Source organism: Larkinella sp. (assembly GCF_965227735.1).
GTDB lineage: Bacteria > Bacteroidota > Bacteroidia > Cytophagales > Spirosomataceae > Larkinella.
The window spans coordinates 5,808,147-5,826,674 of sequence record NZ_OZ245776.1 but is presented as its reverse complement, the minus strand read 5'-3'; the positions used below and the strand labels follow the sequence as shown (position 1 = coordinate 5,826,674).

Annotated in this window: 17 protein-coding genes and 1 tRNA gene; 6 read left to right on the top strand and 12 right to left on the bottom strand. The window is 52.0% G+C overall.

Annotated elements, in window-relative coordinates:
• Positions 1–35: 35 nt before the first annotated feature.
• On the top strand, positions 36–566 hold the full coding sequence (locus tag ACO064_RS22795) for a C40 family peptidase (RefSeq protein ID WP_421831054.1): 531 nt from the start codon (positions 36–38) through the stop codon (positions 564–566).
• Here the strand turns inward: ACO064_RS22795 and argB are convergent.
• The 9 genes from argB to ACO064_RS22750 form a co-directional block, all read right to left on the bottom strand.
• Positions 563–1,360 carry an acetylglutamate kinase gene (argB, locus tag ACO064_RS22790; protein ID WP_421829519.1) on the bottom strand — a complete coding sequence of 266 codons (798 nt, stop codon included), beginning with the start codon at positions 1,358–1,360 and terminating at the stop codon, positions 563–565. The two genes, ACO064_RS22795 and argB, sit on opposite strands and share 4 nt — an antisense overlap.
• Positions 1,357–2,304 (bottom strand): N-acetylornithine carbamoyltransferase, encoded by a 948-nt coding sequence (locus tag ACO064_RS22785; RefSeq protein ID WP_138989550.1) that lies wholly within the window; start codon positions 2,302–2,304, stop codon positions 1,357–1,359. Before ACO064_RS22785 ends, argB begins: the two co-directional genes overlap by 4 nt.
• Before the next feature lie 28 nt (positions 2,305–2,332).
• Positions 2,333–3,460, bottom strand: a complete 1,128-nt coding sequence (locus ACO064_RS22780) for an aspartate aminotransferase family protein (protein ID WP_421829518.1) — start codon at positions 3,458–3,460, stop codon at positions 2,333–2,335.
• Positions 3,461–3,689: 229 nt separating this feature from the next.
• Entirely contained in the window at positions 3,690–4,421 is a 732-nt protein-coding gene (locus ACO064_RS22775) for an alpha/beta fold hydrolase (protein WP_421829517.1), read from the bottom strand.
• A gap of 129 nt (positions 4,422–4,550) precedes the next feature.
• A complete protein-coding gene (locus ACO064_RS22770) occupies positions 4,551–5,198 on the bottom strand; it encodes a hypothetical protein (protein ID WP_421829516.1) in 648 nt (215 codons plus the stop codon).
• A gap of 224 nt (positions 5,199–5,422) precedes the next feature.
• Entirely contained in the window at positions 5,423–6,067 is a 645-nt protein-coding gene (locus ACO064_RS22765) for a hypothetical protein (RefSeq protein WP_421829515.1), read from the bottom strand.
• A gap of 135 nt (positions 6,068–6,202) precedes the next feature.
• Positions 6,203–7,438 (bottom strand): ATP-dependent Clp protease ATP-binding subunit ClpX, encoded by a 1,236-nt coding sequence (gene clpX / locus ACO064_RS22760; RefSeq protein ID WP_421829514.1) that lies wholly within the window; start codon positions 7,436–7,438, stop codon positions 6,203–6,205.
• Positions 7,439–7,677: 239 nt separating this feature from the next.
• Positions 7,678–8,142: a heme-binding domain-containing protein gene (locus ACO064_RS22755; RefSeq protein ID WP_421829513.1), complete on the bottom strand. Its 465-nt coding sequence runs from the start codon at positions 8,140–8,142 to the stop codon at positions 7,678–7,680.
• Between the two features lie 103 nt (positions 8,143–8,245).
• Positions 8,246–8,920, bottom strand: coding sequence for a ClpP family protease (locus ACO064_RS22750; protein ID WP_114409442.1), 675 nt, complete (start codon positions 8,918–8,920; stop codon positions 8,246–8,248).
• A gap of 228 nt (positions 8,921–9,148) precedes the next feature.
• On the opposite strand from ACO064_RS22750, the gene ACO064_RS22745 reads away from it, so the two are divergent.
• On the top strand, positions 9,149–9,547 hold the full coding sequence (locus ACO064_RS22745; protein WP_421829512.1) for a helix-turn-helix domain-containing protein: 399 nt from the start codon (positions 9,149–9,151) through the stop codon (positions 9,545–9,547).
• A 124-nt stretch (positions 9,548–9,671) separates the two neighbouring features.
• Here ACO064_RS22745 and tig read toward each other — a convergent pair whose 3' ends face one another.
• Positions 9,672–11,030 (bottom strand): trigger factor, encoded by a 1,359-nt coding sequence (gene tig / locus ACO064_RS22740; protein ID WP_421829511.1) that lies wholly within the window; start codon positions 11,028–11,030, stop codon positions 9,672–9,674.
• A gap of 110 nt (positions 11,031–11,140) precedes the next feature.
• Positions 11,141–11,222 (bottom strand) — tRNA-Leu (locus ACO064_RS22735).
• A gap of 259 nt (positions 11,223–11,481) precedes the next feature.
• Between ACO064_RS22735 and ACO064_RS22730 the strand changes: the two genes are divergently transcribed.
• The 4 genes from ACO064_RS22730 (at position 11,482) to ACO064_RS22715 (ending at position 17,093) form a co-directional block, all read left to right on the top strand.
• Entirely contained in the window at positions 11,482–13,728 is a 2,247-nt protein-coding gene (locus ACO064_RS22730) for a RelA/SpoT family protein (RefSeq protein WP_114409445.1), read from the top strand.
• 130 nt (positions 13,729–13,858) lie between these two features.
• On the top strand, positions 13,859–14,377 hold the full coding sequence (locus ACO064_RS22725; RefSeq protein ID WP_114409446.1) for a Fur family transcriptional regulator: 519 nt from the start codon (positions 13,859–13,861) through the stop codon (positions 14,375–14,377).
• 92 nt (positions 14,378–14,469) lie between these two features.
• Positions 14,470–15,753, top strand: a complete 1,284-nt coding sequence (locus tag ACO064_RS22720) for an adenylosuccinate synthase (protein ID WP_421829510.1) — start codon at positions 14,470–14,472, stop codon at positions 15,751–15,753.
• A 107-nt stretch (positions 15,754–15,860) separates the two neighbouring features.
• Positions 15,861–17,093: a sulfite oxidase gene (locus ACO064_RS22715; protein ID WP_421829509.1), complete on the top strand. Its 1,233-nt coding sequence runs from the start codon at positions 15,861–15,863 to the stop codon at positions 17,091–17,093.
• Positions 17,094–17,203: 110 nt separating this feature from the next.
• Here the strand turns inward: ACO064_RS22715 and rodA are convergent, their stop codons facing one another.
• Positions 17,204–18,433: a rod shape-determining protein RodA gene (gene rodA / locus ACO064_RS22710; RefSeq protein WP_421831053.1), complete on the bottom strand. Its 1,230-nt coding sequence runs from the start codon at positions 18,431–18,433 to the stop codon at positions 17,204–17,206.
• Between the last annotated feature and the right edge of the window lie 95 nt (positions 18,434–18,528).

Genomic DNA, 18,528 nt, shown 5'->3' with positions numbered 1-18,528 from the left:
AGAGATCGAAACTTGACTTGACCTACTAATTTATGATTAGAAAAGTGCTCCTGACGGCGCTTTGCGTTGTCTCGTTTGGCATTGCTCAAGCCCATAGCCCGCTAAAACGAATCGTTAAAAAGCATTCGACAAAATCACCAGTCGTCGCAGACTCAACCTCTTTTTACGAGCGAATTCCTCTGGTTCACGACATTCTTGGTTACGCCAAAAAATACATTTCATCGCGGTATCGCTCCGGCGGTTCTTCCCCCCGCGGCTTCGATTGTTCCGGCTTCACCCGGTTTTGTTTCAGTAAATTCGGGATTACCTTACCGCATTCCAGTGCCGCTCAGGGCAACGTCGGTGTCAAAATCGATCAGGAAGTAGCCCGCCCCGGCGACCTTATTTTCTTCAAAGGCCACAGTTCACGCGACCGTCATATCGGACATGTCGGCATGATTGTCGAGATTGTGGGTGACCGCATCAAGTTCATCCATTCGGCCTGGAATGGTGGGGTGCGTTACGACTGGCTCCACGCCAGTTACTACCAGCAACGGTACGTCGGCATCCGGCGGGTGGTTGGCTAGGCGGGAACGCCCGAGCGCAAAACCGTGCCGACACCACTCCCGCTCACGGCTTCGGCCACCTGGTTGGCGTGGCAGATAATGACGCGTTTGACGCCCTTTTCCACCGCTTTGAAGGCGTTGTCCAGTTTGGGAATCATGCCTTTGTTGATGACTCCCTGGCTTTTGTAATCGGCGTAACTTTCGGGCGTCAGTTCGGCAATTACGCTGTCGTCGTTGTCCGGATCGGATAAAACCCCCTTTTTCTCGAAACAGTAGACGAGCGTCACCTCGTTGCGAATCGCCATGTCGACGGCAATCGCCGATGCCATGGTGTCGGCATTGGTATTCAGCAAACTTCCGGTGCGGTCGTAGGTCAGGGGTGCAAAAACCGGGGTTAGATTCTGCCGGACAAAATACTGAATCTGGCCGGAATTGACCTCTTCAATATCGCCGACAAAACCGTAGTCGATCGCGCCCACCGCCCGTTTTTTCGAAAGGACGGTATTGGCATCCGCGCCGGTCAACCCGATGGCATCGATGCCAAGGGACTGTAGCTTCGCCACAATCTGCTTGTTAACCAGCCCGCCATACACCATCGTTACCACATCGAGCATCGGCTGGTCCGTAATCCGTCGGCCTTCGACCATCGTGGTCGAAATACCCAGCTTCTCGGCAACCTGCGTAGCAATTTTACCGCCCCCGTGAATGAGAATTTTATGCCCGTGAATTCCGCGAAACGAAGCCAGAAACTGGGTCAGTGCGTCGGGATTGTCGATGACGTTTCCGCCTATTTTAATGATTGTCAGACTGTTCATAATCCTTGCAAGACACCTTTCAATACCGCCTGCGCCGACCATTCCCGGTTGGCGGCCTGTTCGATCACGAGCGACTGCGGACTGTCCAGCACCTCATCCGTTACTTTCATGTTGCGCCGAACCGGCAGGCAGTGCATGAATTTGCCGTTGTCGGTCAGTTTCATTTTATCCATCGTCACCATCCACGACGCATCCTGGGTCAACACCTGCCCATATTGCTGGTAGGACGACCAGTTTTTGCCGTAGATAAAATCGGCCCCCTCAAAGGCTTCATCCTGGTTGTAGGATACGCGGGCATTGCCGACAAACTCCGGTGCCAGGTCGTAGCCTTCGGGGTGCGTCACCACAAACTCGGCGTCCATGTGGTTGATCCACTCGCAAAATGAGTTGGCCACGGCCTGCGGAAGCGGTTTGAAATGCGGGAGCCACGTCAGCACGATTTTAGGACGTTTCCGGACTTTGAACTCTTCGATGGTGATGCAGTCGGCCAGCGATTGCAGCGGATGTCGCGTGGCCGATTCGAGATTGACAATCGGAACTCCGGCGTATTTTTTGAACTGGTTCATCACCACTTCCCGGTAATCCTGCTCGCGGTCTTTCAGGCCGGCAAAGGCCCGAACGGCTACGATGTCGCAATATTTCCCGACCACGGCGGCCGCTTCCTTCACGTGTTCGGCCTTGTCGCCGTTCATGACGGTTCCTTCTTCCATCTCCAGTCCCCAGCTATCCTGCCCCACGTTCATCATGATGACGTTCATGCCGAGGTTCTGAGCAGCTTTTTGGGTGCTCATGCGGGTCCGCAGACTGGAATTGAAGAAGATCAGGCCAATCGTTTTGTTGCGGCCCAGCGACTGATCGGCAAAAGGATTCTGTTTGGCATTCAATCCCTCCTGAATAAGGGCATTCAAATCGGTTACGTCGTCGTACGCTAAAAAATTGGTCATTTCTAGTAGCAGAGTCAGGTTTAAGCGGTTAAGAAACTACGCGCACTTCTTTGCTCAATGCTTCCAGAAATACATCGACTTCTTCACGGCCCAGCGCCAGCGAAGGCAGCAGGCGAATGGTGTTTTTTCCCGCAACGCCCGTAAAGATGCGGTGTTCGAACAGCAACGAATTTCGAAGGGATTCGACCGGAAAATCATATTCGATCCCGATCATCAAACCCCGGCCCCGCAGGTCTTTGTAACCGCCAATCTGCCGAACGCCATCCATGATGTATTCGCCGATTTGGGCGGCATTTTCGATCAAATTCTCTTCCTGCATGATGTCCAAGACCGCAATACCGGCCGTACAAGCCAAGTGGTTGCCGCCGAAGGTGGTGCCGAGCAAACCGTAAGTCGCATGGAATTTTGGCGAAATCAGCACCCCGCCAATCGGAAAACCGTTACCCATACCTTTCGCCATCGTGATCAGATCCGGCGTAATGCCGCTGAACTGGTGGGAGAAAAACTTACCCGAACGACCGTAGCCACACTGCACCGCGTCCAGAATCAAAACCGTGCCGGTTTCGTCACACTTCTGACGCAGGGCTTGCAGAAACGCATCGGAAGCGACCTGAATCCCGCCAACGCCCTGAATGCCTTCGATGATGACCGCACAGGTTTCGTCGGTAATACCGGTCTGAGCGGCTTCGATGTCGTTAAACGGCAGGAACGTAACGTGTTCGTTGTAGTTAATGGGGGCTACGATGGACGGATTGTCCGTAGCGGCTACGGCTCCGGCGGTTCGGCCGTGGAACGACTTTTTGAAAGCCACCACGTTTTTACGACCCGTATGGAACGACGCGAGTTTCAGGGCGTTTTCGTTGGCTTCGGCCCCGGAATTGCACAGAAACAGCGCGTAATCCGGGTAGCCCGACAGGGTGCCCAATTTTTCCGACAACTCTTCCTGCTGCCGAATCCGTACCGAATTGGAATAGAATGAAATCCGGTTCAACTGCTCCGTCAACGCCCTGACGTATTTGGGATGGGTATGTCCGACTGAAATAACCGCGTGACCACCGTATAAGTCGAGATAACGATCCCCCTTGGTGTCCCATAAATAGCTGCCCTGCGCCCGAATGGGTTCGATGTCGTAGAGCGGATAGACGTTGAAAAGCATTTTGAAACTGGATTAAGCGAATTACTAATTTCAGGTACTTGATTTTCAGCCTGCAATTTTACGCATTCTGACGATAAATCGTTGCTAAAAATGTAAAAAGCAGGCCTGACTGCCTGCTTTTGATAACCATCAATGGCCGACAGAGGTTCAAAGTCGGCCGGTGGGAATTTTTCCCGTCGCCAAAACCGCCACCCGGCCGGGCGAAAAGGAGCTTCGTACAATCGTGTTGCTATAAACCAGCCATAAAATCACGGATGGCCGCTATGACGTCGTCCGGGCTTTCGACCATGCCCAGATGGCCCGCATTTTCCAGGACTACGGTTTTCGCGTTGGGAATCGCGGTGAACAATTCCCGGCTTTTTTCAATCGGTACGATCTGATCCTGCTGCCCCGCCATGATCAATACCGGGAAAGCGGCCGCTTTCAAAACCGCCGTCCGGTCGGGGCGCGAAGCCATGGCCCTGACGCCCGCAATGAGGGCATCAGCGGGAAGGACCGAATACTGTTGGACGGACTGCTGCACCACATCCGTATGGTTTTTACGGAAGGTTTCCCCGAACATCTTAGGAACGGTTTGTGCGATAAAAGGTGCTGAACCGTTAGCCTGCATGGTTTCAACGGCCTTCTGCCGGGCCTCTTTTTTGGCTTCATCGTCGGCAAAAGCCGTTGAATTGAGTAACACCAGACCGCTGACCAGCCCGGGATGCTGTTCGGCAAAAGCCAACGCAATGTAGCCCCCCATCGAATGGCCCACCAATACGCACGATTCGATTTCCGACGATTGCAGAAGACTGAACAGGTCCTCGGCGTAGGCAGCCATCGATTCGTGCCGGGTTTGTTCCGAAAAATCGGGTTTTATAATGCGGTAGTGGGTATTCAGCCCGTCATACACTGCGTTCCAGATGGCCGCATCGACGCCGTGGCCGTGAATCAACACAATAACCGGTTTCTCACTCATCATTCCATTGCTTTTAAGGTGTGTACAGGTTATAACCGGGAAGTCTGAAAACAGTTTGGCGCAGTAGCCAACCCGGAAGTCGATTACTACGCCAAACTAATTTGTCTTTATGACCGAAGCGGTTGCGATTTGCTACGACTGCGCGAGCACGTCCACCAGAATCAGCACCAGACCGGCAATCAGTGCCAAAAGACCAATCAACGACAAGACCGGAATGCCCAGAATGACTAAAATCAAACCGACCACACCGAGAATAACACCCGCCCGGAGCGTCCGGCTCATGGCTTTTGTGTCGTCCGGTGCCAGCGAATTTTTGATCTTCTTGTCGATTTTCTTCATCATCATCCGCTCCGCCAGATTCATTTTGTGCGTCGAGGTCAATGCTGAAGCCGATGCCTTCGTGGTGGTGGTAGCGGCTTTGGCACTTGCTTCTGCCAGCATGGTTTGAACGCGGGCCATCCGCTTCTCCAGCTTTTTGTTACCGGCCAGTTTATTATCATTGCGAGCAACGGTTTCCTGGAGTTTCTGCTCAACGTTTTTCAGCGCTGCCGCCGTAGTCAGGGGCGTTGCCTGCTCAGCGGGCGTCAGGGCCGGGGTTTCTACCGCTGCTACCGCTACGTCTTCCGCCGGAGTTGGTGCGGCCTGAACCGCAGGCACTTCCTGACGGCTGCCAAAGCGTTCGACCGGCATTTTCTGATAGGTAGCATAGGGACGGCTACAGGCACTCAACAAAGCTGAAGAAAGCAGTGCATACACTGCCAGTTTGGAAAATGTTCTCATGAAATGTAAAATGGAGATTAGATGAGTAATGTGTATTCGTTGTAACTAGGGGCAAAAAAGCAGAATCATTAGCATCCCTGCAAAACTTGACTCTACTTTTTACAAAAAAGTCGATAGGCAAACGGATAATTTTATTTACCGCACCTAAAAACGGTCATTTCACGCCAGAATGGCGGAAAGTCAACGCGCCCGGTTCTTGAAACCGGGCGCGTTTATACGTTCCGTCAGACGATCAAACCGACCAGCAGCAGGACAAGCCCAACAATGAGCAGCGTAATCCCAATGGCGTTGGAAGTCGTGGCTAAGTATAAAATCAAACCGACCAGAGCCACAATGGCACCCACGGTCACGATGACGTTGACGGCTTTGGGTGCGTTGGGGTTGTGGGGAGCAAGCGTTTTCCTGATTTTTTTATCGACGTTTTTCAACATCAGCCGTTCAGCCAGATTGGGCTTTTTGGCCACACCGGCTTTGCGGGCCTCCATAGCCGTTTGCGTGGTTTCTGCTCCCAGCATCTTCTGGATGCGGGCCATGCTTTTCTGTAGCTTATTGCCCGTTACTTTGTTGGCACTGCTGGCTACGACCTGGTCAACTGCCGCTTTGGCTTTTGCCATTTCCGCTGACGGGTTGTTGACGACAGCTATCTGTGGACTGACAGCAATGGGTTGAGAAAGCGAAGGAGAACTTACTGCCTCCGGAGGGGTTGTCGCCAGAACCGTTTCAGTGGGCACCGCTACCGGGGTTTGGGTTTTCCGGCTGCCATAATGCTCGACGGGCATTTTCTGGTAGGTGGCATAGGGACGGCTGCAGGCGCTGAATAAAACCGTGGCGATCAACGCGTAAATCACGTTTCGGGAAGAAGTTTTCATACGGGTATAATTGAGGTTTTAATGAAGCATGATGGTTGCTTCGTATCCAAAACTTCCCAAAACCGTATTTGTTCTGTTTCCCAAAAAAAATCTGACGGACTGGAACCGGGCCTATTCCGGTTCCAGTCCGTCGGGCTAGGCGGCCGACCGCAGAACGTGCAGTGACGACTTCCCGAATTTCTCCCGGGCGTAGTCGACCGTAATGGTCAATTCCTTCACTTCCTTCGTTGAGGGAAGCTCATACATGGCATCCGTAATGATCGACTCGCAGATCGAGCGTAACCCTCTGGCTCCCAGATTATAAACCATCGCCTGATCGACTACGTAATCGAGGGCCAGATCGTCCCAGTATAATTGAATATCTTCCATCTGGAACAGCTTGGCATACTGCTTCGTAATGGCGTTTTTGGGTTCTGTCAGAATCCGGCGCAGGGCTTCCGGACTGAGGGGTTCCAGGTAGGTCAGAACGGGCAAACGGCCGATTAATTCCGGAATCAGACCGAACGATTTCAAATCCTGCGCCGATACGTGCCGCATCAGGTGCGCGCGCTCCAGCGATTGGTTCAACCGGCGGCCACCCGAAAAACCGATGGGCCGGGCATTGACGCGTTTGCCAATGTGCCGGTCGATGCCGTCAAAAGCTCCTCCGCAGATGAACAGGATGTTTTCCGTGTTGAGCGCAATCATGCGCTGGTCGGGGTGTTTGCGCCCGCCCTGGGGCGGCACATTGACGATGGACCCTTCGAGCAGCTTCAACATCGCCTGTTGTACGCCTTCCCCGCTTACGTCGCGGGTGATGGACGGATTGTCCGATTTCCGGGCAATTTTATCGATTTCGTCGATGTAAACGATGCCGCGCTCGGCGTTCTCGACATTGTAGTCGGCGGCTTGCAACAAACGCGTCAGAATGGTTTCTACATCTTCGCCCACATACCCGGCTTCGGTAATGACCGTGGCGTCGGCAATACAGAAAGGTACCTGCAAAATTTTGGCGATGGTCCGCGCCAGATAGGTTTTACCGGTTCCCGTATCCCCGACCATCACTATATTCGATTTCTCAATCTGAATTTCGTCATCCGTTGGCGGCTGCATCAACCGTTTGTAGTGGTTGTAAACGGCAACGGTCATCACTTTTTTGGCCTCGTCCTGCCCAATAATGTATTGATCCAGGTAACTCTTCATCTCCATCGGTTTGACGAGATTGAAGTTGGGGCGGTCTTCCGGATTCGACCGTTTGGGTTTGGTTTCTTCCAGCACCACCTGATGGCCCTGCTCGATGCAGAAGTTACAAATATGGGCATCGATGCCCGACAGCAGGAGGGACACCTCGTTTTTCCGTCGTCCGCAGAACGAACAGCTCACTTGTGGCATAAAAATTTTTCTAAACGATTTAGATCGCGTTTTCGCTTAACGTTGGGTCTCAGCCACCGGGTTCCGGCTCAACTGATAAAAAAGCAGGACCCATTGGGGAACCAGGCCGTGCCAAAACAAATATACTAGAAAATTCGGTTGGGTAATTGATGAGGGTGCATTCAGAAAACGATACGGGATTGGAAACCAAACCAAACCCGGCTTTTGCGCCACAATCCGGCCACTTTCGTAGCGGCTTTTTATTTTTCGGGAATGACCCCCAGCCGCGCCCGCTCCGTTTTGACCCATTCGACAAGCAGTTGCTGCTGGGCTTCGCTCAATTTGGCATCCTGATGAATCAGCGTATAGGCCGGCAAAGGCATGTGCCCTTCCTCCACTTCTTCCGCCATTTCTTCCAGCTTGTGATCCATGCGCTTTTTGTCGTACTGGGCAAAATTGGAGAAATTCAATTCGCTCTTTCCCTCATCGACGTGATTGGCCAGCCACAGGCTCACCGGACTGACGTTCGCATACCAGGGGTAAGTCGTGTGGTTGGAATGGCAATCGTAGCACGCCCGTTTCAGGGTGGTCATCACCGCATCCGGTACCGTCACAAAATGCGTAACGTCCTGGGGTGTATCAGCGGGCCCTTCATTTTTTTCGGGCCGAATGAATTGAATACCAACGAATAACACGACAAGTCCGATCAGGATATTCTTTTTCATAGCAGTAGTTTAGAGGAAGAAGCTAAATGTAGTGACTTTCCCGATAAAAAAAACGGAAACCGTCGCAGACAGTTTCCGTTTTGGGTATTCGATTTTCCGAATCTTATTTTTCCCGACGCAATACCTCATCGATCAGGCCGTATTCCTTGGCTTCTTCGGCCCGGAACCACTTGTCGCGGTCGGAATCTTTTTCGATTTGCTCCTTCGTTTTTCCGGAGTGATCCGCGATGATTTCATAGAGTTCATCCCGCAGTTTCACAATTTCCCGGGCGGTGATTTCGATATCGACCGACTGGCCCTGGGCGCCCCCCGACGGCTGGTGAATCATCACCCGGGCGTGGGGCAGTGCCGAGCGTTTGCCGGCGGCTCCTCCACAAAGCAAGACCGCACCCATCGAAGCGGCCAGGCTCGTACAAACCGTGGCAACGTCGGGCCGGACATACTGCATGGTGTCATAAATTCCCAAACCGGCATACACCGAGCCACCGGGGCTGTTGATGTACATCAGGATGTCCTTTTTTGGGTCGGCAGATTCCAGGAAAAGCAACTGGGCCACAATGATGTTGGCGATGTTATCATCCACGCCCATCCCCATAAAGATGATCCGGTCGGCCATCAGCCGGGAGAAAACGTCGACTTCGCGGAAGTTCATCGGACGTTCTTCAATCACGGAGCGGGTCATATTTTCAACGGTATGGTTCACGTAGCCATCCACCGTCAACCCGTTCAGACCCATGTGGTGAACGGCAAATTTGCGGAATTCATTTCCTTGATTCATACTGATTATTCTTCTGTTTAGCGCAACGAAAATACAAACTTAACGCACTCTCTGGTATCCGGTTGTCAGCCTTCGTTTTTTTTTCCGGAACAAAGGCAGGTTAAAGACTGAAAACCGGTTTTGAAACCAACTTCCCCTTCGTCCGTGTTACGATACAAAAATGGGCAATCAAACCCGGTTTTGATAGTCGGTTTGACTTATTATATTATCAGAATTTCTTGAGACGCCATGACTATAAGTTCCCAAATCCGTTTACTGCGCCAACAGAAGGGGTATTCGCAGGAAAATATGGCCGACATGCTGGGCCTCTCCACCACCGCTTACGGGGACATTGAGCGGGGAAAAACGGATGTAACGATCTCGCGCTTGCAGCAAATTGCGACGGCACTCGGCACCACGGCGGCCCAATTGCTGTCGGGCGAAATTCCCCCTCATCAGGAATTGTATCCGGCCGAAGTGGTTCACCAGGTCGAAACCCTGAAGACCGCGCAGGAGCGAAAAGACCTGGAAATCGAAAAGCTGCGGATGGAAGTGGCCTACTGGAAACGGAAAGCCGAAGACATGGCTCTGGTCGAAGTCGTCCGCCATTTTGTTCCACCCACCGACCGAAACCGAATCGGGTTTTAATGCCCACCCCGTCAGCGGTCGCAGACCCTGACAGCGGTGGGCATTAAAACCCGATTCTTTGGACAATTCCACCGCTGTCAGGGTCTGCGACCGAAACGTCGGCCCGGCGCTGACAGGGTGAATATTACACCGGCTGACGCGTACTCACCAATTCCTTAAACTCATCCACAGAAACCGTCCGCGGCTCCAGCGTCAACTTGCTTTTGATCAACTCGATCACTTTATCGTCGGACAGGCGGTTGTACATTTTCATGTAATTTTCGCCTTTTTCATCCATCAAATACTGCTGGGCAATCTTGTCGATGCTCTGGCTCATCGACTCATCATCGCCGTAGAAGCCAAACTGCTCGCGCACCATGCCCCGCGTCACGTTCATCACGTCTTCGTAGGTCACGTTGATCTCGTTCTGGCTGGCAATTTTATTTTTGATCAGTTGCAACTTCACCGAACGGGCGAAGGCATCGTATTGCTCTTCCACTTCGGTTTCCGTCACACTGCCTTCGTTGGTAGTCAGCAGCCACTGCTTCAGGAAAGCGTCCGGCAGTTCGATGGTAATATTATCCAGCAAAGCCTGCTCAATATCAAGTCGTTCCAGCGTCGCCGACTCCCGTCCGTAGTTGCCTTTGATCACTTCCAGCACTTTGTCACGGAACTGCTCTTCCGTTTCAACGGCATCTTTCCCCAACACTTTGTCGAAAAACTCCTGGCCGATTTCCGCCGGTTCGCTGCGGGTAATGTCATCGACGGTAAAGGTAAATTCACCTTCCAGATTGGCGGCTTCTTCGCCTTTCAGGCCAGTCGCCAGCCCGCGGGCTTTTTCGTCAACAAATGTTTTCTGAATATCAAAGGTAACCGTGTCGCCTTTTTTCAGACCGACAAATTTCGGCAGTTCTTCGGCCGCGATTTGCTTGGTTGGGAAAGCGGTTTTGGTGGCAAACGGTTCGCCGTCTTCTTTCGCCTGTTGCTTCAGTTCACCATAAATCATGTCGCCCTCGGCCGACTCATCAACATGAGCCTGACCGCTAAACCGGGTTTTCAGTTCTTCGATGGTGGAATTCAATTCGGTTTCACCCGCTTGAATTTCGTAAGACGGTACCGGTGGTAAGGCGTCGAAATCGACTTCAAAGTCCGAAGCCAGACCCAGGTTATAATTGAATTCAAACTCATTCTGACTATCCCAGTCGATGGCATCGGCCTGCTCGCGGTCGGGCAGCGGATCGCCAACCACCTGCAATTTATTGTCGCGGATGTAGTTGCTGACCGTATTTTTCAACAGTTCGTTGATTTCTTCCACCAGCACACTTTTGCCGTACATTTTCTGAATCAACGACGTCGGCACTTTGCCCGGACGAAACCCTTTGATGCTGGCCCGACGTCCGTAGTCTTTCAATTTCTTATCTACTTCCGGCTGATAGTCGCTTTTCGATAGCTTGATTTTCAGCGAAGCGTTGGTTTCCGTTGATTTTTCTAATGCAATTTCCACGAGGCAATAATTTTGAATGTAAGAATGAGTGAATGAGTGAATGTTTACCGGAACAGCCCTTGGATGGCTTATTCACGCATTCACGCATTCACTCATTCGAAATTAAACCGTACGGGCGGAGGGACTCGAACCCCCATGCCTTGCGGCACCAGATCCTAAGTCTGGCACGTCTACCAATTTCGCCACGCCCGCGAATATCTAGTTTGGTTTTTTAGTCGTTAGGGAAATGAAGCATTCTTTATTCGCGCCCGAAGCCCGTCCTGTTCTAACTCCCAAACTATTTTTGGCCTGCAAAAGTACAAATGATTTCTGTATTGAACAACCACTTCCTGAACGAGGATTATTTTTTCTAACTATTCCTTTGATTTGCTGAGCCAGTTTTCTAATATTAATGTATATCCTGTAGCCGAAAGTGATGCAGCTTATAACCCAAGAAGAAGGACGCACCCCTATGGACATAACCGCTGAACCGGTCATTGACCTTGACCAGGAACGGAAAGAAATTTTGAAGTGCTACCGCCGGTTACTGCGGGAAGCGAAACCGATGTTGAAGGATAATGACGCCAAATTGATCAAAAAGGCGTTCAATACGTCCCTGGAAGCCCATCAGAGCATGCGCAGGCGGTCGGGCGAACCGTATATCTATCACCCGCTCGCCGTTGCCCAGATTGCCGTTGAAGAAATTGGATTGGGGACCACCTCCATCGTTGCCGCGTTGCTGCACGACGTCGTGGAAGACACCGATATGACGATTGCCGACATCGACCGGCTCTTCGGTCCGAAGGTGGCCCGGATCATCGACGGCCTGACCAAGATTTCGGGCAAGTTCGAATACGGCACTTCGCAACAGGCCGAAAACTTCCGCAAGATGCTGCTGACGTTGTCGGACGACGTGCGGGTGATCCTGATCAAGCTGGCCGACCGGTTGCACAACATGCGGACGCTCGACTCGATGCCCCGCGACAAACAACTCAAAATTGCTTCCGAAACGATTTACATCTACGCACCCCTGGCCCACCGCCTGGGGTTGAACGCGATCAAGTCGGAACTCGAAGATTTGTACTTAAAATACGCCGAACCGGAAGCCTACAAAGACATTGCCCGGAAACTGCGGGAAACCAAAACCGCCCGGGATCGCTTCATTGCCCGCTTTATTGAGCCGATTGAGGAAGATTTGAAAGAAATGGGCTACGATTTTGTGGTGAAAGGCCGCCCCAAGTCCATTTATTCCATTTACAACAAGCTCAGCAAACAGAAAAAACCGTTCGAGGAAATCTTCGATCTGTTTGCCATCCGGATCATTCTGAACGTGCCGCCCGAAAGCGAAAAAGCCGGTTGCTGGCAGGCGTATTCGGTGGTGACGGATCATTACAAGCCCAACCCCGACCGGCTGAAAGACTGGATCAGCACCCCCCGCGCCAACGGCTACGAGTCGTTGCACACCACAGTCATGAGCAAAGCCGGGCAGTGGGTCGAAGTGCAGATCCGGACGGCGCGCATGAACGAAATCGCCGAGAAAGGCTATGCCGCTCACTGGAAATACAAAGGCAATGAAACCCAGACCGGGCGCGGCATCGAAACCTGGATTAGTCAGGTGCGCGAAATGCTCGAATCGGCCAGCAACGAAAAAACCGGGGCCATCGAGTTTCTGGACGACTTCCGGAGCAATCTCTACAGCGAGGAAGTATTCGTCTTTACGCCCAAAGGTGACTTAAAGGTTTTGCAGCGGGGTGCCACGGCCCTGGATTTTGCCTTCGACATTCACACCCAGATAGGGGCGCGGTGTATGGCGGCCAAGGTCAACACGACGCTGGTGCCGCTCAGCCACGTGCTGAACAATGGTGATCAGGTCGAGATCATTACCTCCAACAAACAAAAACCGAACGAGGACTGGCTGCGGTTTGTGGTGACGTCGAAAGCCAAAACCAAGATCAAAGACCTCATCAAGGAGGAGAACAAACAGCACATTACGGACGGGCGCGAAGCCGTGGCCCGGAAACTGAAAACGCTTCGTCTGGAAATGACGAACGAAGTGCTGAATCAGCTTCGGGCCTATTTCGGCTCCAAAACGTCCAACGATTTCTTCTACCGCGTCGGCAAGGGACACATTGATGTTCAGGAGCTGAAGCGGTTCAAATCGGATAAGGAATCCAAGGAAAACCGCCAAAACAAACTCAATACCGATACGCTTCAGGACGGAAAACAGTTTGAAAAAGAACTGAAGAAACTCCACGGCGAGCGGGCCGATGCCGACATGCTGCTGATCGGCGAAGACATGGACCGGATCGATTACACGCTGGCGAAGTGTTGCAATCCGATCTCGGGCGACGACGTTTTCGGGTTTGTGACGGTAAACGAAGGCATCAAGATCCACCGAACCACCTGCCCGAATGCCGTTGAACTGATGTCGAACCACGGCAACCGGATTATCAAAGCCAAGTGGACGTCGCAACGCGACCTGGCTTTTCTGGCCGGTTTGCGGATCACGGGCACCGACCGCGTGGGCCTGGTGAACGACGTGACCAAAATCATCAGCAACGAACTGCACATCAACATCCGGTCGATCACGATTGACTCGAAAGACGGAATTTTTGAAGGCACCCTGAAGTTATACGTTCACAACACCCGTCACCTCGAAGAATTGATGAAAAAACTCGAAAAAGTCGATGGAGTCGTGAAAGTAGCCCGGTTTGATTAATTTTGTACTGCATTAGCGAGTTCTGGGATTTTGGAGGGAACGGATATGGGGGTAAATAGTCTCGTATATACTTTACTACCAGCTTCTTAAGCTCAACACGCCGAACTCCGGAATTCATAAATGTGAAGTTATGCCCATAGCGAAACAAGCCAACCTCGATGCCGCAAAGAAAATTTTTACGGCGTATTTAGAAAGCAAAGCCTTGCGGAAGACCCCGGAACGCTTCGCTATTCTGGAAGAGATCTATAACCGTGAAGATCATTTTGATGTCGATGAACTCTACATCTCGATGAAAAACAAGAAATACCAGGTCAGCCGGGCGACGGTTTACAACACCCTCGATGTGTTGGTGGACTGTGATCTGGTAACCAAACACCAGTTTGGAAAAAACCTGGCGCAATACGAGAAGTCGTACGGTTACAAGCAGCACGATCATATTATCTGTACGGATTGTCACCACGTGATGGAATTTTGCGATCCCCGCGTCCAGAACATTCAGTCGCTGGTGGGTGATATGCTGAAATTCAACGTAATGCACCATTCGCTGATTTTCTACGGAAGCTGCCAGCGCGACCACTGCGAAAACCGGTCTAAAAGCGAGGAGGAAAAAGATCTTCAGGAACACGGCGGACAACCACTGGTGTCGTAGTCATTACTAATTATGGGCAAATAACGCCCAAACACTTCGTTTCAACGACTAAAATATAACTCGATGAACGCAGTCATTTTTAAATTTTTATTATGGTAGATGTATTACTCGGCCTGCAATGGGGCGACGAAGGTAAGGGGAAAATTGTGGATGTACTGGCCCCGCAGTACGAAGTGGTGGCCCGGTTTCAGGGTGGACCGAATGCCGGTCATACGCTGGAATTCGACGGTTATAAGCACGTCCTGCACCAGATTCCGTCGGGAATTTTCCGGACAGACATTAAAAATATCATCGGAAACGGCGTCGTTCTTGACCCGATCGTGTTCCGGAAAGAGATCGACGGTTTAGCCAAATACAACCTCGATCTGACGCGTAACCTCTTTATTTCCAAGAAAGCATCGATTATTCTGCCGACCCACCGCCTGCTGGATGCGGCTTATGAGCTGTCCAAAGGCGAATCGAAAATCGGTTCGACCCTGCGCGGAATCGGTCCTACGTATCAGGACAAAGTAGCCCGTCAGGGCTTGCGCGTGGGCGATGTGCTTTCGCCGAATTTCCGCGCCAAATACACCAAACTGGTTGACCTCCACAAGATTACGCTGGATCACCATCAGTTTGATTACCAGTCGGTTTTGCCACAGGCCGAAACGGAATTCTTCGAAGCGGTGGAGTTTATGAAGCAGTTTCAACTGGTTGAGAGCGAATACGAGGTCAACCGGTCACTGACGGCGGGCCAGAAAGTGCTGGCGGAAGGTGCGCAGGGATCGCTGCTCGACATTGATTTTGGCTCCTATCCTTTCGTAACCAGTTCGAACACGATGACAGCGGGTGCCTGCACCGGCCTGGGCATTGCGCCCCGGCAAATTGGTGAGGTGTTCGGTATTTTCAAAGCCTATTGCACCCGTGTTGGCAGCGGCCCCTTCCCCACCGAATTGTCGGACGAAACCGGCGAACGGATGCGGGCAGAAGGCCGGGAGTTCGGCGCTACGACGGGTCGCCCCCGCCGGTGTGGCTGGCTCGACCTGCCCGCGCTGAAATACGCCATCATGATCAACGGCGTGACGCAACTGATCATGATGAAGGTCGATGTTCTGAACATTTTCGACACCATCAACATCTGTACGCATTACCAGTTGCCGGACGGCACGGTTACGGAACAACTGCCTTATGACCTGTGTGATACGGCCGTCGTTCCGATTTATAAGGAATTCAAAGGCTGGAAAACCGATCTGGCTACCTTTCATACGTACGAAGAAGTGCCGACCGAACTGGCTGACTACATCGACTTTTTAGAAGCCGAACTGGGCCTGCCGATCAGCTTTATCTCGACCGGACCGGATCGGGGTGCGATCATTCACCGCGAAGCCGTCGTGTAATATCCGGCTTACAATACTAATTTTATAGACCTGCAAGGATTAAAGCCCCTTGTAGGTCTTTTTTTGCTACTTTTGAGCTATTCAACCCAATCCTTTTACTTGCGTTCATGAATCGATCATCGCTCTTCAACCGTCGGGGTTTCCTCAAAAAAAGTACGCTGGCCACAATGGCCGGGATGCTGGGCACCAAAATTGCCTTCGCCGACCGCCTGCCAACCGGTTACCTCCCGCTTGCTTTTCAGGAACCTAACCCGATGCTGACTAAAAACAAGGACCTGATCGTGCTGAACGACAAACCGTGGAACGTTGAACCGCCCGCCCATTTGCTCGACGATGCCATTACGCCCGCCGATAAAATGTTCATCCGAAACAATGGACTGATTCCCGAGAGCATCGATGTGGCCAACTGGAAGCTTACCATCAACGGCGAATCCGTAAAGGCGGCTAAAACCTATTCTCTCAGCGATTTAAAGAAAAAATTCAAAACCTATACCTACCAGTTGGTGCTCGAGTGCGCTGGCAATGGCCGGGCAGGATACGCCCCCCAAACCGCCGGAAACCAGTGGAGCGACGGTGCCGTAAGCTGTGCCGAGTGGACGGGCGTCCGGCTGAAAGACATTCTGGCGGATGTCGGTCTGAAAGAGGATGCGGTTTACATTGGGTATTACGGGAAAGATTTACACATTAGTCAGGACCCGACCAAACCGGTGATTTCGCGGGGTGTTCCGATCAAAAAAGCACTGGAAGACGAAACGCTGGTGGCCTGGGCCATGAATGGGAAGGACATTCCGCTGACGCACGGCCACCCGCTGCGGCTGGTGATTGGTGGCTGGCCGGCTTCGGCTTCGGGCAAGTGGCTACACACCATCGCCATTCGTAACAAGGTACACGATGGGGCGAAAATGACCGGAAAAAGCTACAAAGTGCCGATCGATCCGGTTCAGCCGGGTGTCGATCCGCCGGAAAATCAGTTCAAAATTATCGAATCCATGCCGGTCAAATCCCTCATCACATTTCCAAAAACCGGGGCGACGGTGGATCTGGGTCAGTCGATCAGCTTGCGCGGCCACGCCTGGGCGGGCGACCGGGCGGTGAAAACCATGCAGGTTTCCTTCGACTTCGGCAGTACGTGGCAACCCTGCAAACTCCAGAACCCCAAAAACCGGCTGGCCTGGCAGCAGTGGACGGCAGAGCTCAAACTTCCGCAGAAAGGCTACTACGAAATCTGGGCACGGGCCGTCGACGATGCGGGCGTTTCGCAGCCGATGGTGATGCCCCAATGGAATCCGGAAGGCTACTGCAACAACGCCTGCCACCGGATTGCGGTCAAAGTTGTTTAGTAAAAGTAATTTCCAATGAAAAATGATGAACGCTAAATATAAAAGTGCGCATTTTGAAACACTTTTATATTTAGCGTTCATCATTTTTCATTGGAAATTACCTTGTTCCTTTACCGCGTAAACATGCCCACCCGGCGGGAATCCAGTTTCAGGAAAATAAAGAGCAGAATCGAAAACGACCAGAGTGATGAACCGCCGTAACTAAAGAACGGCAGCGGAATGCCAATGACCGGCATCAGGCCGATGGTCATCCCGATGTTAATCATCAGGTGAAAAAAGAGAATACCCGCCACCGAATACCCGTACACCCGGGCGAAGCGCGTTCGTTGTTTTTCGGCCAGGATTACAATCCGGCACAATAGAAAAACGAACATAATTAACACCACTGCACTTCCGATAAAACCGTGTTCTTCACCAATTGTGCAGAAAATAAAATCCGTACTTTGTGCGGGTACAAAGTCCAGTTTGGTTTGGGTTCCTTCCAGAAAACCTTTCCCCTGTAATCGCCCGGAACCAATGGCAATCTTGGCCTGCGTCACGTTCCAGCCCACGCCCAGCGGATCGGCCGCCGGGTTGACCAATACTTTGATCCGGTTCTGCTGGTGTTTTTGCAAGACACTGTTCACAAAAAAATCGACACCGGCCACAATGGCAATCATCGAAACCGCCGTGATGCCGATGACCATCACATTCTGCACCGAACGCTGGTAGCGGGGAGTCAGGAAGAAAACCAGCAGACCGAGGGCCAGAATAGCCCCAAACAAAATGAGTTTCGGTACAATCAGCGTCAGGATGAACAAGGTCACGATCACAATGGCAATCAGCGGATAAAATCCCGGCAGCCCTTCGCGGTAGAGCATGATGATGAAGGAGGCAAACACCAGCATTGAGCCGGTTTCGTTCGACGCAATGATGAGCAAAGCCGGCAGGGCAATAATCCCCGCACACGAGAGCTGGTCTTTCAGTTTGGTCAGGTTAACGTTTGGATAGTCGATATACCGCGCCAGGGCCAAAGCCGTACCCAGTTTGGCAAACTCAGCAGGCTGAAGAGAAAAGCCCCCCAGTTTAAACCACGACCGCGAACCGTTGACATTGGACCCCGCTACCAACACCAATAACAACAACAGGATCGTTATGCCGTAGATGACAAAAGCAAAGGTATCCCAAAACCGGTAGTTGATGACCAGAATGGCAATAATGAGCAATACCGTTGTGCCAATCCACATCAATTGTTTACCCGCTTCCGTGGACATATCGAAGAGGTTCGTTTGGGTTTCGGGGCTGTAGACAGCCGCGTACACGTTCAGCCAGCCCATCAACACACAGGCGATGTACAGCATGAGCGTTACCCAATCGATGTTTTGCGTAATTTGTGGTTCTCTCGAAACCAAAGGTATGATGACCGGGTCGCCGGTCTGCTTATAGACGATGAATA